30 protein-coding genes and 1 tRNA gene are annotated in these 23,169 nt (G+C 65.1%); 18 read left to right on the top strand and 13 right to left on the bottom strand.

The features are described 5' to 3' along the window. The first annotated feature begins 15 nt into the window (after positions 1-15). Positions 16-618, top strand: coding sequence for a metal-dependent hydrolase (locus tag KZ498_RS15975; RefSeq protein ID WP_312620053.1), 603 nt, complete (start codon positions 16-18; stop codon positions 616-618). A 25-nt stretch (positions 619-643) separates the two neighbouring features. On the opposite strand, the gene KZ498_RS15970 is transcribed toward KZ498_RS15975, so the two are convergent. From KZ498_RS15970 to KZ498_RS15960, 3 genes are all read right to left on the bottom strand, one after another. Beyond that, positions 644-895 carry a KEOPS complex subunit Pcc1 gene (locus tag KZ498_RS15970; protein WP_312620052.1) on the bottom strand — a complete coding sequence of 84 codons (252 nt, stop codon included), beginning with the start codon at positions 893-895 and terminating at the stop codon, positions 644-646. 82 nt (positions 896-977) lie between these two features. After that, on the bottom strand, positions 978-1,112 hold the full coding sequence (locus KZ498_RS15965) for a DNA-directed RNA polymerase subunit P (protein WP_162316872.1): 135 nt from the start codon (positions 1,110-1,112) through the stop codon (positions 978-980). 26 nt (positions 1,113-1,138) lie between these two features. After that, positions 1,139-1,447, bottom strand: coding sequence for a 50S ribosomal protein L37ae (locus tag KZ498_RS15960; RefSeq protein WP_312620051.1), 309 nt, complete (start codon positions 1,445-1,447; stop codon positions 1,139-1,141). A gap of 79 nt (positions 1,448-1,526) precedes the next feature. On the opposite strand from KZ498_RS15960, the gene KZ498_RS15955 reads away from it, so the two are divergent. Both KZ498_RS15955 and KZ498_RS15950 read left to right on the top strand, forming a co-directional pair. Then, positions 1,527-1,748: a hypothetical protein gene (locus KZ498_RS15955; RefSeq protein ID WP_312620050.1), complete on the top strand. Its 222-nt coding sequence runs from the start codon at positions 1,527-1,529 to the stop codon at positions 1,746-1,748. A gap of 122 nt (positions 1,749-1,870) precedes the next feature. Beyond that, positions 1,871-2,515: a hypothetical protein gene (locus KZ498_RS15950; protein ID WP_312620049.1), complete on the top strand. Its 645-nt coding sequence runs from the start codon at positions 1,871-1,873 to the stop codon at positions 2,513-2,515. Between the two features lie 16 nt (positions 2,516-2,531). Here the strand turns inward: KZ498_RS15950 and KZ498_RS15945 are convergent, their stop codons facing one another. Then, entirely contained in the window at positions 2,532-3,260 is a 729-nt protein-coding gene (locus KZ498_RS15945) for a DUF2103 domain-containing protein (RefSeq protein ID WP_312620048.1), read from the bottom strand. A 62-nt stretch (positions 3,261-3,322) separates the two neighbouring features. Continuing rightward, positions 3,323-4,159, bottom strand: coding sequence for a pantoate kinase (locus KZ498_RS15940; RefSeq protein WP_312620047.1), 837 nt, complete (start codon positions 4,157-4,159; stop codon positions 3,323-3,325). Between the two features lie 160 nt (positions 4,160-4,319). Between KZ498_RS15940 and KZ498_RS15935 the strand changes: the two genes are divergently transcribed. The 4 genes from KZ498_RS15935 (at position 4,320) to KZ498_RS15920 (ending at position 6,045) form a co-directional block, all read left to right on the top strand. After that, a complete protein-coding gene (locus tag KZ498_RS15935; protein WP_004957605.1) occupies positions 4,320-4,622 on the top strand; it encodes a UPF0175 family protein in 303 nt (100 codons plus the stop codon). Continuing rightward, entirely contained in the window at positions 4,619-5,128 is a 510-nt protein-coding gene (locus tag KZ498_RS15930) for a hypothetical protein (RefSeq protein ID WP_312620046.1), read from the top strand. Before KZ498_RS15935 ends, KZ498_RS15930 begins: the two co-directional genes overlap by 4 nt. Positions 5,129-5,414: 286 nt before the next feature. Further along, entirely contained in the window at positions 5,415-5,804 is a 390-nt protein-coding gene (locus tag KZ498_RS15925; RefSeq protein WP_312620045.1) for a prefoldin subunit beta, read from the top strand. Between the two features lie 4 nt (positions 5,805-5,808). Next, positions 5,809-6,045 (top strand): DUF3194 domain-containing protein, encoded by a 237-nt coding sequence (locus tag KZ498_RS15920; protein WP_312620044.1) that lies wholly within the window; start codon positions 5,809-5,811, stop codon positions 6,043-6,045. A 63-nt stretch (positions 6,046-6,108) separates the two neighbouring features. On the opposite strand, the gene KZ498_RS15915 is transcribed toward KZ498_RS15920, so the two are convergent. Further along, positions 6,109-6,435 (bottom strand): hypothetical protein, encoded by a 327-nt coding sequence (locus KZ498_RS15915; protein WP_312620043.1) that lies wholly within the window; start codon positions 6,433-6,435, stop codon positions 6,109-6,111. Between the two features lie 78 nt (positions 6,436-6,513). Next, positions 6,514-7,002 (bottom strand): hypothetical protein, encoded by a 489-nt coding sequence (locus tag KZ498_RS15910; protein ID WP_312620042.1) that lies wholly within the window; start codon positions 7,000-7,002, stop codon positions 6,514-6,516. A 327-nt stretch (positions 7,003-7,329) separates the two neighbouring features. On the opposite strand from KZ498_RS15910, the gene KZ498_RS15905 reads away from it, so the two are divergent. The 6 genes from KZ498_RS15905 to KZ498_RS15880 all read left to right on the top strand — a co-directional run bounded on the left by KZ498_RS15905 (position 7,330) and on the right by KZ498_RS15880 (position 12,835). Then, a complete protein-coding gene (locus KZ498_RS15905) occupies positions 7,330-7,791 on the top strand; it encodes a bifunctional nuclease family protein (protein WP_312620041.1) in 462 nt (153 codons plus the stop codon). 42 nt (positions 7,792-7,833) lie between these two features. Continuing rightward, positions 7,834-8,496, top strand: coding sequence for an HAD family hydrolase (locus KZ498_RS15900; protein ID WP_312620040.1), 663 nt, complete (start codon positions 7,834-7,836; stop codon positions 8,494-8,496). A 90-nt stretch (positions 8,497-8,586) separates the two neighbouring features. Beyond that, positions 8,587-11,040 carry a bacterio-opsin activator domain-containing protein gene (locus tag KZ498_RS15895; protein ID WP_312620039.1) on the top strand — a complete coding sequence of 818 codons (2,454 nt, stop codon included), beginning with the start codon at positions 8,587-8,589 and terminating at the stop codon, positions 11,038-11,040. 98 nt (positions 11,041-11,138) lie between these two features. Further along, a complete protein-coding gene (locus KZ498_RS15890) occupies positions 11,139-11,438 on the top strand; it encodes a HalOD1 output domain-containing protein (protein WP_312620038.1) in 300 nt (99 codons plus the stop codon). Positions 11,439-11,706: 268 nt separating this feature from the next. Beyond that, positions 11,707-11,877: a hypothetical protein gene (locus KZ498_RS15885; RefSeq protein ID WP_312620037.1), complete on the top strand. Its 171-nt coding sequence runs from the start codon at positions 11,707-11,709 to the stop codon at positions 11,875-11,877. Continuing rightward, a complete protein-coding gene (locus KZ498_RS15880) occupies positions 11,867-12,835 on the top strand; it encodes a terpene synthase family protein (RefSeq protein ID WP_312620036.1) in 969 nt (322 codons plus the stop codon). Before KZ498_RS15885 ends, KZ498_RS15880 begins: the two co-directional genes overlap by 11 nt. A gap of 134 nt (positions 12,836-12,969) precedes the next feature. Here KZ498_RS15880 and KZ498_RS15875 read toward each other — a convergent pair whose 3' ends face one another. From KZ498_RS15875 to KZ498_RS15865, 3 genes are all read right to left on the bottom strand, one after another. Beyond that, positions 12,970-13,920 (bottom strand): plastocyanin/azurin family copper-binding protein, encoded by a 951-nt coding sequence (locus KZ498_RS15875; RefSeq protein ID WP_312620035.1) that lies wholly within the window; start codon positions 13,918-13,920, stop codon positions 12,970-12,972. A 366-nt stretch (positions 13,921-14,286) separates the two neighbouring features. Continuing rightward, positions 14,287-15,795, bottom strand: coding sequence for a 2-isopropylmalate synthase (locus KZ498_RS15870; RefSeq protein ID WP_312620034.1), 1,509 nt, complete (start codon positions 15,793-15,795; stop codon positions 14,287-14,289). 197 nt (positions 15,796-15,992) lie between these two features. Continuing rightward, positions 15,993-16,340 (bottom strand): DUF192 domain-containing protein, encoded by a 348-nt coding sequence (locus KZ498_RS15865; protein ID WP_312620033.1) that lies wholly within the window; start codon positions 16,338-16,340, stop codon positions 15,993-15,995. Between the two features lie 81 nt (positions 16,341-16,421). On the opposite strand from KZ498_RS15865, the gene KZ498_RS15860 reads away from it, so the two are divergent. The 4 genes from KZ498_RS15860 (at position 16,422) to KZ498_RS15845 (ending at position 20,687) form a co-directional block, all read left to right on the top strand. Then, positions 16,422-16,970 (top strand): hypothetical protein, encoded by a 549-nt coding sequence (locus KZ498_RS15860; RefSeq protein WP_312620032.1) that lies wholly within the window; start codon positions 16,422-16,424, stop codon positions 16,968-16,970. 259 nt (positions 16,971-17,229) lie between these two features. Further along, positions 17,230-18,138, top strand: a complete 909-nt coding sequence (locus KZ498_RS15855; RefSeq protein WP_312620031.1) for an ATP-binding protein — start codon at positions 17,230-17,232, stop codon at positions 18,136-18,138. A 67-nt stretch (positions 18,139-18,205) separates the two neighbouring features. Next, positions 18,206-18,775, top strand: a complete 570-nt coding sequence (locus tag KZ498_RS15850) for a GMP synthase subunit A (protein WP_312620030.1) — start codon at positions 18,206-18,208, stop codon at positions 18,773-18,775. A gap of 55 nt (positions 18,776-18,830) precedes the next feature. Beyond that, complete coding sequence (locus tag KZ498_RS15845) at positions 18,831-20,687, top strand: DUF2070 family protein (protein ID WP_312620029.1); 1,857 nt, start codon at positions 18,831-18,833, stop codon at positions 20,685-20,687. A gap of 47 nt (positions 20,688-20,734) precedes the next feature. Here the strand turns inward: KZ498_RS15845 and KZ498_RS15840 are convergent, their stop codons facing one another. After that, the gene (locus KZ498_RS15840) at positions 20,735-21,292 is read right to left on the bottom strand and encodes a hypothetical protein (protein WP_312620028.1); all 558 of its coding nucleotides are present in this window, start codon (positions 21,290-21,292) and stop codon (positions 20,735-20,737) included. 351 nt (positions 21,293-21,643) lie between these two features. Continuing rightward, positions 21,644-21,728, bottom strand: a tRNA-Ser gene (locus KZ498_RS15835). A gap of 85 nt (positions 21,729-21,813) precedes the next feature. Here KZ498_RS15835 and KZ498_RS15830 point away from each other — a divergent pair. Further along, entirely contained in the window at positions 21,814-22,761 is a 948-nt protein-coding gene (locus KZ498_RS15830; RefSeq protein ID WP_312620026.1) for a MoxR family ATPase, read from the top strand. Here KZ498_RS15830 and KZ498_RS15825 read toward each other — a convergent pair. Then, positions 22,758-23,168 carry a GtrA family protein gene (locus tag KZ498_RS15825; RefSeq protein WP_312620024.1) on the bottom strand — a complete coding sequence of 137 codons (411 nt, stop codon included), beginning with the start codon at positions 23,166-23,168 and terminating at the stop codon, positions 22,758-22,760. The two genes, KZ498_RS15830 and KZ498_RS15825, sit on opposite strands and share 4 nt — an antisense overlap. Between the last annotated feature and the right edge of the window lies 1 nt (position 23,169).

Below are 23,169 nucleotides of genomic sequence, written 5' to 3'. Positions count from 1 at the left end.
CCCTTGTACTGGTATATGATGCTGCCGACGCATGCGATAGCGGGGCTCGCCATCGCGGCACCGCTGCTCGTCCTCGCGCCGGACCACGCCGCGGTAGCACTCGCTGGAGGCCTCGTCGGTGGCCTCGTTCCCGACCTGGACCTGTACTCGGGCCATCGGCGGACGCTGCATTATCCCAGCGGGTACACGCTCGCGGCTGTCCCGGCCGTCGGTTTCGCCGCCGTCCTCCAGACACCGCTGCTCGTTGCGCTCGCGTTCGTGCTGATGGGCGCTGCGCTCCACTGCCGGATGGACCGGTACGGCGGCGGCCTCGAACTCCGCCCGTGGGAAGCGACGTCCGAACGCGCCGTGTACGACCACGTCCGTGGCCGATGGCGGTCGCCGAAGCGATGGATCCAGTACGACGGTGCGCCCACGGACGCGGGGCTGATGGTACTTGTAGGTGCGCCGCTGTTCGTCGTTCTGGACGGGCCCTTCCAGTGGGTCGTCGCCGTGGCCCTCGCCACCGGCGCGACGTACGCGCTCCTCCGTCGCCGGCTGGCAACCCTGGCCCCGGTCGTGTTCGGAAACGTTCCCGAGCCGATTTCGGCCCACGTCCCGGACCGCTACCGGCAATAACGCCGGGCTGGCACGCCGCTGTGTGTCACTTCCGTCCCGCAAGGGAGCGCTCGGCAACGCCACGCAGCGTCAGCCACGTGTTGATGCCGGCCCGCAGTGCGACGAGGTCGGTCGCCTCGACAGTGAGTTCGACCCGCCGTCCGTCCCGGCCGAGGCGCGCCGTCGTCCGGTCGCCCTCGATGTCGTCTATCTCGGGGCGGACGCTCCGCTCGATGGCACGGGCACGGTCGACGGTGTCGTACTCGGCAGTGAGGTGGGTCCGGTGTGGCGCGGTCATACTGTTCTGGATAGGTCAGTGGTTCCGTGGCTCCCCCGGAAAAACCGCTTTCGCCGCGGTGCAGGCGACCGCGTCACCGATATCAGTTGACGTCGATCTCTTTGACGTCGGGCGACCGCTCCTTCAGCAGGACGCGGTGTCCGCAGTACGGGCAGCGAACGCCGCCGTACTCGTCCAGCGTCACGTCGCGCTTACAGCGTGAACACTTGTAGCTCATAGCTGAGAGATAGGGATGGAGGTCCTTTACTCCTCGTCTTCGGACAGTGCGGCCCGAATGGAGCGTCGGACGGTCTTGCCGCCGGGCGTCTCCGGCTTGTAGGTGCCGCCGGTGAACTTGTAGTCACAGTAGCTGCACTGCCAGATGCCCGTCCCCTGGCGGTCGACGCGGTCCTCGCCGCAGTTCGGACAGGCGTGGTCCTCGTTCATCTCCGATTCGATCTCCGCGACGCGGCGTCGGGACACGCGACCGTAGCGAGCGCCGAAACGGCCCGAGCTGCCGGTCTTTCCGCTCTTGCTAGCCATAGTGGTCTGTTGTCCGCCGAGCGGCCACATAAGGCCTTCGAGATGCGGTCCGGTCGACCGACGAGACGCCACAGGGATTAACAGGCTCCGTCGGCAACGGCCGACCGACATGGACGAGATACTCGACGTTCTCGACCTCGTTGCGGACTCCGGCTTCGAGGGAATCGTCACGTGGCTCGTGCGACTCGTCGGTCTCGTCGCACTGCTCGGCGGCCTCGGTCTGTGGCTGTTCACCGATATAGGACTGCTCGTCGTGCCAGCAGTGCTGATACTCGTCGGCTTCGTCCTGCTCGTCGCCCCCAGCATCCTCCTGCTGGCCGCGGAGCTATAGTAACAATTGAAACGATTTACACACCGACCGCACTGCAGTCGTGCGGTCGGGTGTGCATTGATTTTCAATGGCTACTACAGCCTAGGAACCACTCAATAGGCCGGCGGGCAAACCTTCGTTCGATGGCAGCGTTCGACGGACTCCGGGGTCGCCTCCAGCGGGTCGCGCCGGCCACGAGCGGGCGGCTTACGGGCTCGGAGTTCCTCCTCTCGGGCGCGGCGGCCGGGCTGGTCGGCTGGGGCGGCACACAGACGCTAACCTGGCTGGACCACGCCGAGGGCGCGCTGTTCGCGACGGCGCTGTGGGTCGTTCTGATCGGCGGCTTCGTCGGCCTGACGGTCCGTCACGCGCCCGAGCCCATCCGCTTCTCCGACGCCATGTTCGCCTGGGGGACGGTCAACACCACTGCCATGGCGCTTACCGTCGGCGGTCTCCTGGGTGTCGTCCCCGAGCGACTGGCGTTCTGGCACGCGTGGGTCGGCGCGACGGCCGTCGGTTACTGCTGGACCGGCGGCGTCCTCGAGGGGGCCGGACAGCCAGTGCGCGGACGGGGCTACCTCGGTGCGGGTGTCGTCGGCCTCTGTCTGCTGGCCGGCGGGGCCGTGGCGTTCCCGCTGGTCGCCCCGGGCGGCTATCTCGCGCTGGTCGCGCTCCACGCACTCCCGATGCTTCTCGACGTGCGAACGGCGCTGCCGGCGCTTCACCGGACCGCGGTTGTCGGAGCCACGGTAGCCGCCGTGCTCGCCATCGGCGTCGTCGTGGCGTGAATAGCCTCAAGCGGGCTTACTCCTGCAGTTCGGCGTCTTTGAGCGCCTCGTTCAGGTCGGCCCGGACGTGTTCGCCGAGTTCGCGGTCGCCGGCCGTCGTGACCACGCGGTTCTCCTGGACGCTGGAGCCGTCGCGGATGAGCACCCGGACGTTGCCGTTCGTGTCGGCGCGGGTCGCCTTCGCACGGACGCCCGTGGGCGAACTCGCGCCGCCGGCGTCGATGGGGCCGGGAATGACCTTCTTTACGTGTGGGTGGCCGGCGACGGTCTGGATGACCCGCTGGCCCGACCGGCCGCCGATGAGCGTCGAGTGGCTCCCGCCGAGTTTCTCCGCCGGCGCGGCGTCGACCACTTCGAGCGCGGGCTCGCCCTGGCGTTCGATGACCCGCTGGACCGGGTCCTCGCCCTCGACACGGAAGAACTCGTAGTGCAGTTGCGGGCGAACGGCGGCGATGACGTCGCGGTCGCCCGTGACGTACACCTCCTCGGGCCGTTTGCGACGCACCTCGTCCGCGACGAGGCCGGCGAAGTTGCGGAGTTCGACGACGACGGATTCGTCGCTTCCCTCGCCCTCCGGCGTCGTCGTCACCGTGCGCCGGCCCACGACCGAGCCGTCCAGCAGCGACGTCACCGTCGCTCGCTCGCGGTCGAGTTCGAGGACGACGGCGTCCGTGTTGGCAGTGTGACAGACCAGACAGTAGTCGCCCGGTCGGTCGAGCGGCGTGGCACACTGCCGACAGTCCATAGCTGTGGCTACGGGTCCGCGCTGATAAGGGAGACGGTTCGACGATACTGCGACCTGTGGCGTCAGTCCTCGTCCTCGATGGTCGCACCGGGCGGATAGATAGCGGTGACAGTCGCGTCGTAGCCCGCGTCGGAGAGGCCGGTTCCGAGCGCGAACACCGTTTCGCCGAGCATCGCCATCGCGGCGTCCCCGCCGGCCGCGGCCACGTCGTCGATGACGCCTTTCACCGCCGGCGTCAGCAGGTCCGCCTCGCGAGAGAACTGCCGGGAGGCCTGCAGGAACGTGGACAGCGTCGGCTCCTTCACCACGTCCGAGAGCGCACGTTCGCCGGCGGTCGTCAGGGTGTCCGTGTCACCGCCGACCACGTCCGCCGTCGATAGCTCGCCGAGCGTCGTGTACTCGACGCGGCTGCGGGCCGGGATGGCGTCGATGTAGTTGAACTGCGGCCCGCCGGGTTCGAGTCGAAGCGGCACGCCGCCGCGGGCCTGCCCGACGACGTCGCCGAGCCCGGAGCCGGCCTGGACCTCTGCGCCGTGGGCGATTGTCACCAGTTCGTTGTACGAGAGCCCGCGGCCGAAGACGGCGTTGGCCGCCAGTGCCGTTCCGAGCGCCAGCCCTCCGGAGACGCCGAAGCCAGACCCGAGCGGGAGCGGCGTTTCGGCGGTGACAGTCGCCGTGGTCCGTAGCGCGTCTAGCACTCGCTCGACAGCGTCGACCTGAATCGCCTCGCCGTTCAGCGTAAGTTCCGTCTCCGCGCCAGGGCTCACGGTGACGGCAACGCCGTCAGACAGGGCCAGCCCGCCGCCGCGGGAGCCGGTCTCGATGGGGTCATCGCCCCGGTCGACGGTGAAAAAGCCCGTGACGTGGCCGGGGACGAACGCGCGTGCTTCGTCGCTCATTGCCTCCCCGTGGGACCCGGCGGCGTTAAGGATTGGTGGTCGCCGCCCTCACAGGAGTCCGGCGGGCAGACGGCCTACTCTATTCGGCGTTTCGGGTCGACGACAGGCGGTTCTCCGACCCGTAGTTTGATATGTGTTTACGCCGGATGACTGCGCAAACATGCCGACAATCAGCGCCCGCCTCCCGAGTGAGGAGAAAGCGGAACTGGACGACGTAGCCGAGCTGCTCTCGGAAGACCGGTCGACGACCATTCGGAAGGCCCTCCGTGAGGGGCTGGAGACGCTCCGGCTCCGCGTCGCCGTCGAGCAGTACCAGTCCGGCGACGTGTCGGCGGCCGAGGCCGCACAGCTCGCGGACCTCTCTATCGCCGAGTGGCTCGACGTGGCCCGCGAGCGCAACCTGACGACCCAGCTCGAACTGTCCGACCTGGAGCTCGACGCCGACACGGCCGCGGAGCTATGACCCGCATCTACGTCGGGCCGACGGCGCTGTACTCGCTGGGCCAGGTGGGGGAGCTGTCGCTGCTTGACGCGTTCGACGGCGACATCGTCATTCCGGAGCCCGTCATCGACGAGGTCCGGGTCGAACCGACCGCGACGAACCTGACGGAGTACCGCGAGAGCGGCATCGACACCGGCGTCGACGAGGCCCGCGTCGACCAGGCCGAGTCACTGCTGGGCGAGAAAGACCTCGGCGCCGCCGTGACGGTGCTCGCCGGCGTGCTGGCCCACCGCGACAGCGACGACCGCTCCGCCGTGGCCGTCGTCTCCGAAGACCGCACCGTTCGACGGATGGCGCAGGGACTGGGGGCGGAGGTGACGAGCAGTTTCGGCGTCGTGGTCCGGGCCGCTATCGAGGACAAGTACCTCAAGCCCACCCAGGCCAAGCGGATAGTCAGGCGAATCGACCAGCACGGGATGCACCTGACCGGGGAGTTGCGGGAGCGGGCGGTCGGTGAGGTGGCCTGATTTCACGGCCACGAGCGCCGCAAGTGGCAGCTTTTTATCGTAGCTTTTTCGAGGAGGGTGTGCGGTTTCCACCCGACGACGAAAAAGGTACACCAGCACGGGATGCACCTGACCAGGGAGTTACGGGAGCGGGCGGTCGGTGAGGTCGCGTAGGTCTGGGATAAACCGCGCGGTACTGGCTTTCAGCGCCGGCTCTGAACGGAGTAGCGGGCGGAGCAGCCCCCAGCCGTCCCGCTGTTGGAGCTGAAAGCGTGGGTTTAACAGTGCGGCCCCCAACTCTGGAGGTATGCAGGGTAATCTTCCGCCTGAAGCACAGGAGAAGCTCGAGGAACTGCAGGACCTCCAGCAGACAGCACAGCAGGTCGCCGCACAGAAACAGCAGGCCGAGACGGAGCTCCAGGAGTCCCAGACGGCACTCGACGAGCTCGACGACATCGACGAGGACTCGACCATGTACCGCGAGGTCGGCGAGCTCCTCGTGAAGACTGAGTTCGACGAGGCCCAGGACGACCTCGAAGAGAAGGTCAACAGCCTCGAAGTCCGCGTCGAGACGCTCGAAAAGCAGGAACAGCGCGTGCAAGAGCAGTTCGAAGAGCTCCAGAGCGAGCTCCAGCAGATGCTCGGCGGCGCAGGCGGCGCGGGTCCGGCCGGCGGCCCCGGCGCTGGCGGCGCATAAGGCGATGCCGACAGACGATGAGGTCGTCGAGACAGCCTCGACCGCGGCCGAGGACGTTGTGTTCTCGCGGTACGACATCGGTGCGGTCGAAGACCTCGACGTGACTGTCACCTTCGAAGACGGCGTGCTAGACGTCGACGTGTACGTCAACGCGCCCGACAGTCGTCAGGACGAGACACGGGTCGCGGACGACGCTGCCCTCGCCGCCCGGGCCGCCGTAGACGACCTGTTCGAGGAATAGGACCCCGCGACAGAGCGGGCAATCACTCGGTGTTCTATCGACAGCTACGGAACCGCGACCGAATCAATCGGGTTTCTCGACCGCTGGGTCGCCGGTCCGGTCGCTCGCGAACCCGGTTCGGAACGCAATCCAGCCCAGCGCTGAGACGAACAGTATGGGCGGGAGGATCATGAACCCCCACAGCGGGTCCAGGCCCCAGCCGAGCAACAGGGCGAGGTCGAACAGCCCGATGGCGAGAAACGGCGCGACGAACAGGAGCGCTCGCTTCCGGTTCATCCCGTCAGACGATGCCGACGCCGACGAGCCGTCCTCACCCGTAAGTAAGTCCGCCGTCGTGCGGTCACCGGTACCCTTGTCAGCGTGGACGCCGGACTCGGCGGTGTCATCCATACCCGTCCCTCGGAGTTCAGCAAGCAAAAAAACCGCGCTTGGCCGGTCGGTCGGTGGAGAGCCGTCAGGTCAGGGGGGTTACGCGTCGCTGTCGTCGTCAGTCGACTGCTCGTCGTCTGCGTCCGCGTCGTTCGAGTCAGCGTCGTCCGAGTCAGCGTCCTCGGACGCCGATTCGGTGTCGCCGTCGGCCTCGTCGCTCTCGTCACCCGGGGTCAGGTCGCTGATCTGTGCGCCCAGGTCACCCGTGAGGTCGCCGGCCTGCTTCTGTCCGATGAGCGTGTGGATCTCGCTGACGAAGTCAGGGACCTGTCCGGGGAGGTCCGACGGCGGGCCGCGCTGGTCGGCTGCGTCACCGGCATCGGCGGGCGGGCCGCGACGGTCAGCCGCCTCGGCGGCGCCGTCAGATTCGTTCCCGTCTGCGTTCGCTGCCTGCTCGGCGGCGTTGTCCGCCTGTGCGTTGTCCGCGTGGTCATCGGCCTGTGCGCCTGCTGCGCCGGGCAGCGCCGCCGCCGAGCCCGTGATGACGAGCACGGCAAGCAGGCCGCCGGCGATCGTAGTGAGTTTCATTGTGGTCGTTGCCTCCGCTCGGCTCTCTGGCCCAGTGGCATATGAAGGGGGCAAGCCGAGAAGGCGAATTAAGGCGAATTTGTCCGATTTGAGCTATCTATCCCCCGTTTTAATTCGGTTTAATTCCGCTTCAGCGCGGACACACCACTGTATCGTGTCGGGCTGGTCCCTGCTGGGCGGGACAGTTTGCGTGCGCGTGAGGCGGCCGGCGAGGCGGCGGAGACACGACGCGGTCGTAACCGGCGTCGGTCACGCGGTAGTCTACGGGATAGGCCACTGAAACCGCCCCGGGGTAGCTTTTCATACCCGCGAACCCAACACTGGCCCATGGAACACGATGCCACGGTCGAAGGGGTCGGCGTCGGCGTCAACGAGGAGGGGGGCGGCACGCCGGTCGTTTTGCTCCGTGCACGCGAGGAGATAATCCCCATCTTCGTCAGCAAGGACCAGGCCCAGTCGATGCAACTGGCGATGGCCGGCGAGCCCTTCGAGCGCCCGCTCACCCACGACCTGCTGGTCGAGATGGTGACGGAGTTCGGGGCCGCCATCGACCGGGTCCGTATCGACGACCTGGCCGACGGGACATTCTACGGGAAGATAGACGCGGAGCAGTACACCGACGACCGGCGCAAGGACATGGTGTTCGACGCCCGCCCGTCCGACGCTATCGCGATCGCCCTCCGGGTGGACTGTCCGGTCGTCGTAACAGACGAGGTCATCGACGAGGCCGGGCGACCGCCGGGGCAGTTCGACCAGGAGGGGAGCGGCAGCGAGGACCTCGGACTGTAAAAACGCGAACCCTTTCTACGTGTAGCCCCGTTGAATTGCGTGATGGGCTACGAATCGGTCATCTTCGACAACGACGGCGTGTTGCTGACGCTGACGGACATGGACGCACACCACGTCGGCGCGCGCCGGGCTTTCGGGAAACTCGGCGTCGTGTCGCCGGCGGCGGCCCACGTCGAGGCGATGAGCATCGGCGTTACGGTGCCCGAACTCACCGACATCTGCACCCAGTACGATATCGACCCCGAGCGGTTCTTCCGGGCTCGTGACGAGGCACTGACCGAGGTTCAGCGGTCGCTCATCCGTGCCGGCGAGAAACAGCCCTACTCCGACGTGTCCGTGCTCGGCCGACTGGACTGTCCGCTGGGCGTGGTCTCGTCGAATCAGCGGGACACCGTGGCGTTTGCCTTCGAGCATTTCGACATCGGCCACCACTTCGACAGCGTCTGGGCGCGGGAACCGACAGTCGAGAGCCTCCGCCGGAAGAAACCGCGACCGTACTACATCGAACGGGCGATGGAGGACCTCGGCGTCGATGACGCCCTGTTCGTCGGCGACAACGAATCCGACGTCGAGGCGGCCCACCGGGCCGGCATCGACTCGGCGTTCATCCGCCGCCCGCACCGGGTCGACACCAGACTCGACGTGACGCCTGACCACGACGTGTCCAGCCTCGAAGACGTGGTCCGCATCGCTGGGAGCGACTGAGCCGTATCCGGACCTAACGAATATACAGTTACCTCGTTCTGGTACGTATGCTGAAAGCAACCTTTCCCATGGCAAGTGCCGTGAAACGGTATGGAGAAGCCGGTCGGTGGAACGGACGAGAACGAACAAGCGGCACGTGACACACCGGCACAGCAGTCTCCCCCTGTGCTGTTGGAAACCCTCGCCGCGCGAATGCCCGAGCCAGTGGTCGTCACCGCCACGGACGGGGAGATACGCACCGGAAACGACCACCTCTGTGCGCTCCTCGACTCGGACCCCTCGGACGTGTTTGGCAGTCCAATCGGTGAGTTCTTTCCGGGTTTGAGTGACGTCGACCTCGGAGCCCACTGCAGCCAGTCAGCGGGAGCGCCGTTGACCTCGTCGTGTTCCGTCGGCGACACGGAACGGTGGGTCAAAATCGCCTTGGAGCCCCAGCAATGGGACGACGAGGAGTTGTATCTCGGAATCGTCCACGACATCACCGAGCGCCACGAGCGGACGGAGATGCTCGAACAGTACGAACGCATCGTCGAGACCATCGAGGACGGTATCTACACCCTCGACGAAACCTTCACCATACAGACGGTCAACAGCGCCGTCGAGTCGATGACCGGCTACGACCAGGACACGCTGGTCGGGTCGAACGCGACGCTGCTTGCGGACGAGTCCGTCATCGAGGAGGCCGCGGAGATGTCGCGGCAGTTCATCGAGGGTGAGCGCGACGTGGGGACGCTGACGACGGACCTCAGAACCGCTACCGGGGATACGTTTCCGATAGAGACCAAGTTCACGACCTACGACCGCGAGGACGGGAGCTACCGGCAGGTGGGCGTCGTTCGGGACATCTCGGACCGGAAGCGGTTCGAGGAGACGCTCGCGGCGCTGCACGAGTCGACCAGAAAGCTGCTGCACACGGAGACCAAGACGGCCGTGGCAGAGCAGATACTCGAGACGGCCGTCGACGTGCTGGAGCTCCCCGACGTTGAAATCTACCTGTTCGACCGCAGCGACAACACCCTCCGCAGCGTCGGCGACGCCGAGGCGGACCGAAGCACGTCGGTCGGCCCGGGCCAGAGCACCGTGTGGGAGGTGTTCGTGCAGGACAGCGCCGTCGAAGTCGGCCCCGGCGAGCGTATCAATCTCGGAGCGGGACCGGTCACGGCGGACGCAAAGCGGCTCTGCCTCCCGCTTGAAGACCACGGCGTGTTCTACATCGAACTGGGCGAGCAACACAGCGACGCCAGGACCCGCGAGATGGTGGACCTGCTCGCCGCCAGCGCAGAGGCCGCGCTCGCGCGCGTCGACCGCGAGACGACCCTCCGCGAACGCGAGGCCGAGCGACGCGAACAGAACCGCGAACTGCGACGGCTCAAACAGGTCAACGCCATCATCCGTCGGATAGATCAGGTGCTCGTCGACGCGGAGACCACCGAGGAGATAGAGCAGGCGGTGTGTGACCAGCTCGCCGAGTCCCAGTGGTTCTCCTTCGCGTGGCTGGGCCGACAGGACGCGACGGAGCTCGTCCCCAGGGCGTGGGCGGGCGACACCGCCAGCTATCTGGACGCCGTCTCGCTGTCGCTGGAGCGGGAGGGCGGGCCACCGGCGGTCCAGACTGCACAGTCCGAAGCGATGACCGTCGTCCCGTCGGTGGCCGACAACCTCAGGGGCGACCACTGGCGGACGGAGGCGCTCTCCCGCGAGTTCCAGTCGGCGCTCAGCATCCCGCTCGAATACGACGACTTCGTCTACGGCGTCCTGACGGTGTACGCCCAGCAGGAGGACGGGTTCGACGAGATGCTCCAGGAGGTGTTCACCGAGCTGGGCGAGACAATCGCGAACGCGATACGGGAGGTCGAATCCCGACAGCGACGGGCGGGCGACGGAACCGTCGAACTCGAACTGTCGCTGTCCGCCCCGGGGTCGTTCCTGACCCAACTCTCAGACCGAGTCGGTGTCCCGGTCGTCTGTGAGGGGGCCGTGCAGCGCAGCGACGGTGCGATCCGCCTCTTTATCGCTGTCTCGGACTGTGACCCGGCTCTCGTCGAAGAACAGGTGCTGTCGATGGCCCGCGTCGACACCGCCCGGGCGATCTCGACCGACCAGGAGGACGGGCTCTACGAGGTGGTCGTGACAGGCCAGACCGTCGCGGAGACGCTACTGGAGCAGGGCGGGCGGTTGAAATCGCTCCGAACGTCGACGGGCGGACTCACGGTGACGGTCGTCGTCTCGGGTGAAACCGACGTTCGGCAGTTCGTCGAACAGCTCGGCGAGCGCTACGCGGGCGTCAAGCTGATTGCGCGTCGCGACGGCGCGCAGTCCGACGGTCAGCAAGACAGGACCGTCCGGTCGGCACTGGAGGAGCAACTCACCGACAGACAGCTCGAAGTGCTACAGACAGCGTATCTGAGTGGCTTCTTCGACTGGCCCCGGGAGACGACCGGGCAGGAGATCGCGTCCAGCCTGGACGTGTCACAGCCGACGGTCAACCGGCACCTCCGCGTCAGCGAGCGAAAGCTGCTCGAACTCGTGTTCGGCGATAGCTGAGCCGCCGCTATACTGTTAGTGGCCTGTCCGGCTGGCTGTATCTGTATAGCCACAATCACCTTTTCAGTCGGTGGGAAAGGGACAGACAGCGACGAACAATGTCCCAGGCAAAACTGGTCTACAGACCGACACCCAACGAACCGCTGAGCGAAACCATCGTACACGCTGTGGCCGACACGCTGGGTGTCGACCCCGTCGACCTCGAAGACCGAATCAGTGACTGTATCGACCCCGATGCGCTGGACCGACTGTTCCGTCCCAACGCGGACGGCACCCCGAGCCCTGATGGGCTAGTCGTGTTCAGCATGGCCGGCTGTCGTATCGAGGTCGAAGGGAACCGTTCGGTGCTGGTGACACCGTCCCGTGATGTCTCTGTGGCGGCCGGGCTCGAAGCCTAACTCGGCTCCGCGAGCGACTGTTCTGCTGGCAGTGTGACCTTATTTAGAAGGGGACGCTCCGTTCACCGGCGTATTAGTATCATCCTAATTTCCTCTCTCGTTTATACGTGGCCTGGATTTTTCAGTAAGCAGATATTTCTCTCGTGGTAGCAGTTGAAAAACTGGTACGTAACCTGGAGTAAAACCGGTTAAAAGGTTCTATTAACAGTAAATTATAGGTACTCTATACGTCAGTACCACTATAAGCGAAACTTCGCCTTTCGATTGTATGGACCGCGGCCAACAACTGATTGAAACCGGCTCGCAGTCGGGCACGGGCAACGAGGCAGTGACCGTTCAACCAGAGGCAATCGCAGTGGGCGAAACGCAGTTAATCGGACATTATTACCCGGATCGGGTTCAAGAAGCGACCCTCGCAGGTGAGACCGATGAGTGTTGAATCGTCCCCGGCTGATGCACAAGACCTCCTCGAAGAGGTGCGGACGACCAGCCTCCCGGACCGGGTCGCGGAACTCGCAGACGAGTACGAACGGGTCTGTGGCGAGCGTGACCGGTTCCTGTGGCAGTGGATCTACTCGCTTTTCCCCGAGTTCACGCTCACCTCTGTCCACCCGGACCACGCTGACCACGTCCGGACACAGAAGACGATACTCACGATGTACGTCACGATTCTGGACGACATCGTCGAGAACGACGGGGACCGGGACACCTTCGAAGAAGCCCGGCGGCTCGTCCAGGACCCGTCGGCCGTGGACCCGAGCCGTACGGCGGTAAGCGAGGAATTCTTCTCCTTTATCGAGCGTGTGTGGCGGGAGTTCGAGGGCGGACTGACCGACGCACCGCGCGTCGACGAGTTCTACGACGTGTTTACGTACGATATGCGACAGACGCTGAACGCGATGGACTACAGCGCGGTGGTCAACGAGAACCCCCGGATTGCGAACCTCAGCGGGGCCGAAACCTACGGGGCACACAACATGGTAATGTTCCCCTACGCGGCGGTTGACCTCATGTACTCGCCGGATTTCGAGCTCGCCGATTACGGCACGGTCCGGGACCTGCTCTGGGACCTACAGGAGATGGCCCGCATCGGCAACTGGCTCACGACCTGGGAGCGGGAGGTCAAAGAAGGGGACTACACCGCAGGAATCGTCGTACTGGCGCTTCAGGAAGGGTTCGTCACGCCCGAAGAACTGGAGAACCCTGACGGCAAGGCCGAGCTCATCGAGAAGATAAAATCCGAACAGTTCGAGGCCAGGTTCCGAGACCGGTGGGCCGACATCTACCAGTCCGTGCGTGACCGCGAGTTCGAGACGGACAGCGTCGACCTCAATGCGCTGGTGGACGGCATGGAGACGGTGTTCCAGTACCACGAAGCAAGCCGCGGACACAAGTAGTCCTCGACTACCGGTCCATACGCGAGATGTTCTGACGGTTGGTTTGCTGCTGTTTTTTGAAATACGTCCACCGATAAAGAGTGAACGTGGCACCCGTCCACGCCGGAACGGCGCCGGCCAGCTGTCGTCCGTCGCTACGAAGTTCGGTGGTCTTCGACGACAGCGTCCCAGGACACGGTTCCCTGGTCGACGATGTTCTCGGGTTCGAGTGCCGGTGTCGTCAGTGCCCCGTTCGAGCTGGGGACGTTTGGATCTAAGTCACCGAGGATTTCCGGCAAGAAGGTCTCAGTCCCCGGCGGCCGTCCGGTGTTCTCGACTGAGAGCGACGGGACCGTGTCGCCGTCGGAGACGACCACGCGCATGACCATCCCGAACACCTGGTGGGGCGGGCAGTAGAGGTCGTACACGCCCTCGGTTTCGAACCGATACCGCCAGGACCCGCCGACGGGTATCTGTGGCGAGGCGAACGGTCCGACCTCGTCGGGCACTCGGTTCTGTCGGCCGTGTCGCTCGTGATACGCGGCGACGGCGTGGTCCGGCGTCTCGGCACTGAACAGGACGACGTCACCCGGAGAGATGTGGATGCCGGCCGGGTCGTAGTGGAATCCGACCGTCTCGGTGACGAGTTCTGCAATTTCGGCGACCGTGCGAGTGACGGCGCCGTCCGGCGTCTGTATCTCGACCGTGGCGTCCGGACGGTGGAGGTTCCGTGCGACGATGTCGCCGTCGGCCGCCTCCAGGTTGACGGTCGTTGTCGTCGGTTCCGAAAGCCCGCCCTGCTCGGCAAGCGCCAGGAGCAGCCCGGGGAGTCCGATGTGCATCTCAACCTCGTGGTCCGGCCGAACCTCGGCCGGGAACGACTCGAAGCACGCCGCATCGGCGTCGCCGCTACACGGGTTCGGTTCCGCCGAGGCGAGGCCGAAGATGGGGTCGATTGTATTTGATTGACTGTTCTGGGCCGCGCTGTTCGCCGCGCCGACCGGGTCCGCTGCACCGACGGTGGTTCCGAGTCCCGCACCGGCGGCTCCGACACCGAGACTCCGTAACAGTCGTCGTCGGGTCGTTGTCAAGTCGATTCCTATCATGGTACAAACACCCTGCGTCTGGTCAGGACACGACTACCGACGGCGTCGCCTGTCGCCCCACCGTGTCACAGGCCTGTCGCGCCCCGGTCTTGCCATGGCCACCATTTCACTGTCAGTCCCCACCTAGCGATGCACGCCTCGACCGGTCCCACCCGGCATCATCTACGGCCGGGAGTTTCCAATATCGCCCCAATCCGCCACAGCAGCCACATATACCGACAGTGGCATCTAATAGATTATTTTAGCTATAATTCATCATAGTTAACACTTGTTTGGTACTAACTCACATGACTTGACGAGACTCACGGCTGGTCTGAGACGACAAACGGGGAGGAGCAACCGCAGAAACCGATCCAGCAGTCCGTATCAGTCGTCGGCGACGAGCGGTTCCTCGTCGTCGGCGACGAGGCGGTCCATCGCGTCGACCATCGCGCGAACGGACGCCCGGGTGATATCGGAGTCACTGGCGGTGACGACGACGTGGTCGTCGCCGCGTGACATCTCGATTTCGACAGTGACGAGGGCGTCCGTCCCGCCCGTGATAGCGTCGACGTGGTAGGCTTCGAGTGTCGCGTCGGCGGTGTGGGAAAGCGCCGTCTCGGCGGCGTTCATCGCGGCGTCGACCGGCCCGGAGCCGACCGCTGCCTCCTTGCGCTCCTCGCCGTCGACCGCGAGCCGGACACTCGCCGTCGGCGTATCGGAACCGGAGACGGCAGTCAGACCGAGCAGCTCGACCCGGCGGTCGCGTGCGTCGCCGGTCACCTCGTCGGCGATGGTCAGCAGGTCGGCGTCGGTGACGCGCTTGCCGCGGTCGCCGATCTCCTTGACGCGGCTGACGATCTCCGAGAGCTGGTCCTCGGTGACCGCGACGTCGTGCTCGTCGAGCGCGGCCTCGACACCGGCCCGACCCGCGTGCTTGCCGAGCGCGAGGCGGCGCTCGCGGCCCACCTTCTCCGGCGGGTACGGCTCGTACATCGAGTCGTCCTTGAGCGTGCCGTCGGTGTGGATACCGGACTCGTGGGTGAAGGCGTTCTCGCCGACGACCGCCTTGTTGGGTGCCAGCGGAATGCCGGTCCGGTTGGCGATGAGCTGGGCGAGGTCGTACACCTGGGTGAGGTCCATCGACTCCACGCCGTAACCGTGGTCGAGCGCGATGGCGACCTCCTCCAGCGCGACGTTGCCGGCGCGCTCGCCGATGCCGTTTATCGTCCCGTGGACGAGGTCCGCGCCCGCTGCGACGGAGACCAGGGCGTTCGTCACCGCGAGCCCCAGGTCGTCGTGGGTGTGGGTGCTGACCGGACCCAGGTCCGAGAGCCGAGACACGCATTCGAGGGCCCGGTCCGGGGTCGCGTGGCCGACGGTGTCGGCCCAGCAGATCCGGTCCGCGCCGGCCTCGACTGCGGCCCCGAGCAGTTCTTCGAGGTAGTCCAGGTCGGCCCGCGAGCCGTCCTCGCCGATGACCTCGACCCAGAGCCCGTGGTCGGTGGCGTACTCCACCAGTTCGACGGTTTTCTCGACGTTCTCGGCCTTCGAGGTGCCGACCTTCTGCTCGACGTGTTTGTCGCTGGCCGGGACGACGAGGTTGATACCATCGACACCACACTCGAGCGCGAGGTCGATGTCGTTCTGGATACCACGACAGAAGCTGGTAACGGTGCCCTCGAGGTCGAGCCCCGCGACGCGGGAGATTGTCTCGCGCTCGCCGGGACCGGTACAGGCGCTCCCCGCCTCGATGACGTCGATACGCGCCGCATCGAGCGAACGGGCGATGTCGGCCTTGTCGTCCGGCGTCAGCGAGACCCCGGGTGCCTGCTCACCGTCGCGCAGTGTCGTGTCGAGAAACTGTACCTCACCGACGTCTGAGAGGACACGCATGGCTGGGTGCCCCCCGAATAAGGTGTTCTGACTCACAGAAAATCCTCTTCCATCACGCGCCACGAATTTCGCGGCCAGCCGCCTCGCGGCGACTTCCTCTATCCTCCGTCGGGTGTTCCGACATAGTGATGACTACTCTAACCTTCATGGTCTAAAAGGTGACGGAACCGATTACCACACTCAGGCGCCGGGCCCATTCAAGACTCGACCCGGACCGTGTCACCTTCACAGACGCCCGAAGCCACGCCACCGGGCAGTTCGATGACTGTGTCCGCATTCGCGTAGCCGATTGACCGCCATGGCTGGAGGGTTTCGACGGCCTGGACCTCGTCGTCGACGAGCCAGAGCACGTCGAGCGGGAACCGGACGAACAGCATGTGGATGAACTGTCGGCTCGCGCGGTCGAAGGGGAACACGAGCGCGTAGTCGTCGGGAATCGACGACCGGAACATCAGCCCCCGCCCCTGTTCGAGCATCGACTCGGCGTACTCGACCTCCGTCGCGAGGGGGCGAGCCGCGCCATCGGGGTCGTGGACGAGGCGCATATCACCGCGGAAGACGCAGGTGGGCAAAAAGTCTTCTGTCGGAACGGAGGGTTTGAGGGGCGCGGGAACCCACTGTGTCGCATGGAGAAGGCTCCCGGGGGGACGTCCGTCGGCGTCGACGACCCGTACGACCACGTGACGCGGTGTGACTTCGTCACCGGTGAGGGGAAGTGCCGCTGGGCGCGTGAACACGGTCACCACGACCCCGAGTTCGCCAACGCTCGAAGTGCCGACGACTTCCGCTGTCCGGCGGCGGTCGCACCCGACAGCGGGGACCCAGAGGCCGGACCGGAATGGGACTGGGCCGACTGCCCGCATTTCCGTTCCCGGAACCACGACCGGGAGTGTGTTCGCTGCGGGCTCGGAGAGCGGCGGATGGGCCACTCCGAGGACCGACCGCTGCTGGAAGAACACCACCTCTCGTACCGCGAGGGGGACGACGAGCTGTCACACGAGATAACGGTCTTTCTCTGTCGGTGGTGTCACGCGAAGATTCACCAGTCGTGGGCGCGGCTCGACGACGACGCGAACCCGGACCCCGAAGCCATCGCACAGCGGGAACAGCGCCGCTCCAGGGAGCAATCGGAACTGGGTTTCGAGTCGGCTGCCGACCGGTACGACGATTCGTAGCCAATTCAGATATCAAATTTGATAATCAATGGCGGACGGATAAGTAGGAACACGATAACCGATAAGTATAGTGACCTCTTCGGCGATCACGAAACAGTCGTTGGGGACGGGATACGTGGTCTCAACGGGCGTAGTGCTTTCCCTCGGATTACTTGCCCACGCGGTGGCCACCGCCAGTCCGTCTCTGATAACTGTGGTCGTCCTCGGCGTGGGGTTGACCCCAGCGTTAGCCCTGGTTGCGGCGAACTACTGGCTGCCGATGAGCGGAATCTCGGGCGACCAGGTATGGACCACCGCGGAATGGTGCGGGTTCGGCGTCGCGCTGTTTACGCTCATCAACATCGTCGTGTTGCTCGCCCCGATTCCGCAGTCCTCGATGGTCCCGTCGATACTCGCAAGCGGGGTCGCAGTCGGCGGGTTCGGCGGTATTCTGTTCGGGTGGCTGATCGAACTCCGGCGGTCCCGACGCCGACTGGCCCAGAGCAACGAGGTGCTGTTTCGGGTGCTCCGACACGACCTCCGGAACGACCTCAACGTCGCGCTCGGACACGTCGGCGAGCTACAGCGGGAAGCCACAGAGCGCGGGGACCCCAAATGCCGTGCGCACGCCGATCAATTGAGCGAAACGATCGATGATATCATCGACACGACGGAAAAGGCCAGACGAATCGAGTTCGCGTTCGACGCGGACCGTCGCGCACAGCAGCCGATCGATATCGTGCCATGCATCAGAGAACAGGCAGCCGCGGTCAGGCAGTCACATCCAGAGACGACTATCGACCTGGACCTCCCGGACCAGTCGGGAGTGTACGCCGACTGGTTACTCGACACCGTTTTACAGAACATCATCGAGAACGCGGTCATCCACTGCGAAGCAACCCCGAAGGTGTATATCTCGGTCGAGGAACACGACCGGAGTGTGTTCGTTCATATCGGCGATAACTGTCCGTCGATCCCACAGCACGAGCGAGATGTCCTGGACAGCGGCGCGGAGACGCAACTGCGCCATTCGAAAGGCGTCGGGCTGTGGTTGACGACGTGGATCGTCGAGAGTTACGGCGGGGCGGTACACCTCACGACGTCGGACGACGGCAACACCGTGACGCTGGAACTGTGCGGGCCGACCGTTCTCGACGACATTCGCCAGGCCCTTCGAGAGTGGCTCTGAGGCCGGACGAGCAGCACCGTCGACCGCATCAGGAGATATATACGCCTTCGTGGCCTTCGCGTCAGTAATGACCCGAATCGACGTTATCGACAATCACGGACAGTTCACACATCTGGAGCAGCGCGCGCTCCGGGACATGGGCGTCGACGTCTCGCTCAGGGACAACACGACCCCGCCGGAGGAGATCGACGCCGACGGTATCGTCCTCTCCGGCGGCCCGGACATGGACGACATCGGGAACTGCCCCGCGTATCTCGACCTCGACGTTCCTGTGCTGGGCATCTGTCTGGGGATGCAACTCATCGCCGACGAACTCGGCGGCCGGGTCGGCGGCGGCGAGTACGGTGGCTACGCGGACGTGACGGTCGACATTCTCGACGAGGACGACCCGCTTCTGGGCTCGCTGTATCCGGAGACGCGCGTGTGGGCCAGCCACGCTGATGAGGTCAAGGAGGTCCCGCCCGGGTTCGAGCGAACTGCGACATCCGACGTCTGTGGCGTCGAGGCGATGAGCAACACGGACGAGTCGATATACGGCGTCCAGTGGCATCCGGAGGTCGCCCACACAGAAGAGGGCGAGGAAGTGTTCGAGAACTTCCTGTCGGTCTGTGACCGGCAGTCCGTCGCCCGCCAGTGACCGGTAAAGGGTAATGTAACTGGTTTTATATTCGCTCATAGGGTGTGATACATAAATGACGGCGACACAGGGCAATCTCGCTAGCCTCTCGCGGTTTATTTTCCGGGCTCCGACCTGGTACACGAGCCTTGCGTTCGCGCTGGTCATCGCCGCGATGACGGGCATCGTCGCTTTCGATTCGCGGTTCATCCTCGACGACGCCTGGCAGGGCGTGTTCCTCATCGGCCTGCCGACCTCGATTGCCAGTGCCGTAACTCCGTGGGTCGACCGGCAGCTGGGCGGTCAGCTGACCCCGAACCGGGCCACCCTGCTTGCGGTCATCTGTGAGCTCGTCACGATAGCGATGCTGACCATCGCCGGCCTCATCGCTATATTCACAGTCCGGCTGGGCCAGAACTTCGTCTTCGACGTGCTGCTGGTCGCGCTGGCGTCGATATTCGCCTTCCGACTGCTGATACTGATGGCCGTCTCGAGACACTCGCTGCTGAAAGCGGCGATTCCGGCGAGCGTCCAGACAGTCACTGCTGCGGCGTTGCTGGCGATCTACAGCGGGGCGACCGCGTTCATCCTCGAGGACCCGATGCTCCGGGAGTACCTCTCCCGCCCGGAAGAGGTCCCCCCGCAGGTACAGGGGTTCATCCCGGAGGATTTCATCATCCTCGCGGTTATCTGTGTCATCTACGCGCTGGCGGTCTGGCTGTTCCTGGTCGTCATCGACCAGCCCTGGCGCTCCTCGCTCGGCGTTTCCGCGCTGGATTTTCTCCGGGGCTTCATCGGGCACATCGCCGAGGGCACGCGCGAACTGGAGGAGTTCTTCGAGGACATCGGCGAAGAAGCCGTCGTCCCGGTCACCGTGCTGTCGGTCCGCCGACCGGACGGCGAGGAGAAGACCCGGTTCGTCCTCCCGATGATTCACCCCGGTCCGATGGGTGAAATCGGCGGCGGAAACCTCCCCAGACGCGTCGCCGAGTCGGCCGACGGCCTGGCCTTCCCGCCACACGCGACCGCAGGCCACGACTTCAACCTCGTCACCGAGCGGGAGGTCGACACAATTCTGTCGACCGCCGAGACGGCGTATCAGAACCTCGAATACGACGACCAGGCGACGGCGGGCTACCGGGTCACCGAGGGCGAGGCCACGCTGACGGGCCAGGCCTTCGGTTCCGACGCGCTCGTTGTGAACACGTACGCGCCGGGCTGTGCCGACGACGTCGAGTACGCCGTGGGACTCTCGGCCATGTCTGAAGCGCGGGTCGACGGGCTGGAGGACGTGCTTCTGGTCGACGCGCACAACTGCAACGACGGGCTCGAAGGCGATGACCTCGGCCACGTCGTCCCCGGCAGTCAGCGGTCCTTCGATATGCTCCACGGGGCCGGACAGCTCGGGGAACTGCTCACGGACGCCGAGACCGGGCAGCTCCGCTGTGGGGTCGCCTGGGACGAGACCCCCTGGGAACCCGAGGAGGGCGTCGGCCCGCTCGGAATCCGGGTCTGTGTCTTCGAAGTCACCGACCACCGGACGGCGTACGTACTCATCGACGGCAACAACATGGAACCGGGCCTCCGCCAGCGCATCATCGACGCCGCCGAGGGCGTGGACACGATGGAAGTGATGACAAGCGACACGCACATCGTCAACACCGTCGAGGCCGAGAACCAGGTCGGACAGGCGATCCCCGAGAAGGAGATCATCGCGCTAATCGCGGACCTCGTCGACAGGGCGGTCGCCGACCTCGAACCCGTCGAAGCCGGAATGGCGAGCGAACAGGCGACCGTGACGGTGTTCGGCAACGACCGGACCGAGACGCTGGCGTCGACCGCCAACGCGATGGTCTCGATGGGCGGCGCGCTGGCCGCGGCGTTCATCCTCGCTGTGATGACCGTCAGCGTGTTGATCTTCCTGCTGACCTGACCGGGTCGAATAAAAACCGTGGTGGCGACTGGCGGCGACTCGGCGGGTTACCGGCTGGGTTCGACGCGAACAGTCGCGAAGTCGTTGACGACCGGGAACCGACCGATCTGTTTCGGACCGTCCCGGTACGCGCCGTCCTCGCTCCCGTCGAACGTGTCGCCGGCGCCGCCGTTCTCGTTCCGGTGCGGAATCGCGAGCAACGGCTGGGTGTGGGTGAGGCCGTCCTCGTCCTGTCCCTCGCCCGGGCCCGGGGCCGTGGCAGCGTCTGTGAACAGCTCGACCGGCACGTTCTCGTGAGTTCCCGGTTCGAGACTCTCGGTGATGCCGATTATCGACCCGAGGATCTCCCCCTTGAACCGTCGGCGGTCGTGGATGCTGACGAATCCGCCGTCGGCCATCGTGACCGAGGCGGTGGTGACGACCTCGCCGTCGCTTCGCTGGTTCTGGATGTCGATGGTGGCCGCGTGCTCCGTCCCCTTGCTGTTGTTTGATCTGGCTGTGACGCCCGTGCTGAGGCCGATAGCTGACAGCAAGCCGGCGGCACTGGCGCTGATGACTTTCCGGCGCGATACGAGTCGGGTCGTGGAATCAGTGTGGTTGGACACGATGTGTGCTCTGAATTGCCGAGGCAGTCCCCCAGAGTCGCCGTACGTAGACTCCCGTGAGAGAATCGTTTGGGTGCGGCGGTGGTGGTCCGACAGTGGCGAACGCTCGTTCAGGTCCCGGCAGTATTATAAGCTGTATATTAAATATCAAAAATCGCTGCCGCTCGATTTTTAGGGATATAGTAAAAATTTATGTTATTAGAGACTAATATACAAATAGACACGTTAGAAATAACTGTCTCGTAATCGACTACGTCGCTCTGTTTCCGGAGTCCGCTCGATAGAGACGACGGTACTGGCCCACGTGGAGACAAGGAAGAGCGGCCGCTGGGCGAGTCGTTCCGTCAGAAGCGCCGAGGAGGAGATTTGAACTCCTGAGTCCGTGAGGACAGTTGCTCTCGAAGCAACCGCCTTGGCCAGGCTAGGCTACCTCGGCTCACCCGTCAGTACCGCCGTTTGCTCTTTAGGGGTTTCGATTTCAGTCTCGACACCCATTTACCGGACCCGAGACATGACAGGCTATGGACGCTACCGAGGCAAGCGAGGTGTCGAGTCAGATCCTCGATGAGATAAGCAGTGCTGTCATCGCCGACCGCGGCTTCTTCGAGACGGTGCTGCTCGGCGTCGTCGCGAAGGGCCACGTCCTGCTCGAGGACGTTCCCGGCACGGGCAAGACGCTGACGGCCCGCAGCGTCGCGACCGCGCTTGGGTTGTCTTTCTCCCGCATCCAGTTCACACCGGACCTCCTCCCGGCCGATATCACCGGGACGCACGTCTTCAACGAGGAGTCCCGGAGCTTCGAATTCACTGAAGGGCCAGTCTTTGCCAACGTCGTGCTAGCCGACGAGATCAACCGCGCGCCGCCCAAGACCCAGTCCGCCCTGCTGGAAGCGATGGAGGAGGGACAGGTCACCGTCGACGGGGACACCTACGACCTGCCCGAGCCGTTCTTCGTCATCGCGACCCAGAACCCCGTCGACATGGAGGGGACCTTCGAGCTCCCCGAGGCCCAGGTCGACCGGTTCCTGGCAAAGACCTCGCTCGGGTATCCCGACGACGAGGGCGAGGTCGAACTCCTCCGGCGACGCGCCGGCCGGACGACACAGAGCCCGACCGTGGAACCGGTACTCGACGCGGCGTCGGTCGCGGAACTCCGCCGGGTTCCGGAGGCGGTCACCGTCGACGACGACCTGCTGCAGTACATGGCCGACCTCGTCCGGGCGACCAGAGACGACTACCGCGTGGACGTCGGCGTCTCACCGCGGGGGACCCAGCGGCTGTTCGAGGCGGCGCGGGCGATGGCGACAATCGCCGGCCGGGAGTACGTCGCCCCGGACGACATCAAGCGGGTCGCACAGCCGGTGCTTGCACACAGACTGGTGTTGACCCCTGACGCCCGCGTCGAGCAGGTCGACAAGGGAACCGTCATCCAGAACGTGCTCGACGAGGTTCCCGTTCCGACGGTCTAACCCCACGTCCAGTGGGCGTCCAGCGCGTACCGGTACACGCCCGTGATGACGATAGCGCCGCCGTTCGCGACGAGGTACGGCACGCCGCCCCAGGTGACAAACGCGTAGAGAAGCCCAAGCTGGAGCGGTATCGCCGTCCCGCGGACGAGGTTTGTCTTCCCCATCCCCACCATGTACTCCCTGAGCGTCGAGTGTTGCGAGCGGTGGAACGTCCAGGCGTTGTTGAGGACGTACTGGAACAGTATCGTGAACTCGATAGCGATAGCCGCACCGATGATGTAGTTCAGACCGCCGACGTCGACAAACGACCACAGCAGCACCGTCTGGATCGAGGCCGCGATTACGCCGACGAGAAAAAACCGGACGAGCTGCTGCCGTCGGGCCTGTGTGACGACAGCGGACGCCATA

This window comes from Haloarcula sp. 1CSR25-25, assembly GCF_032027985.1.
Classification (GTDB): domain Archaea; phylum Halobacteriota; class Halobacteria; order Halobacteriales; family Haloarculaceae; genus Haloarcula.
The sequence above is the reverse complement of the archived record's forward strand: the minus strand, read 5'-3'. Positions and strand labels throughout refer to the sequence as shown.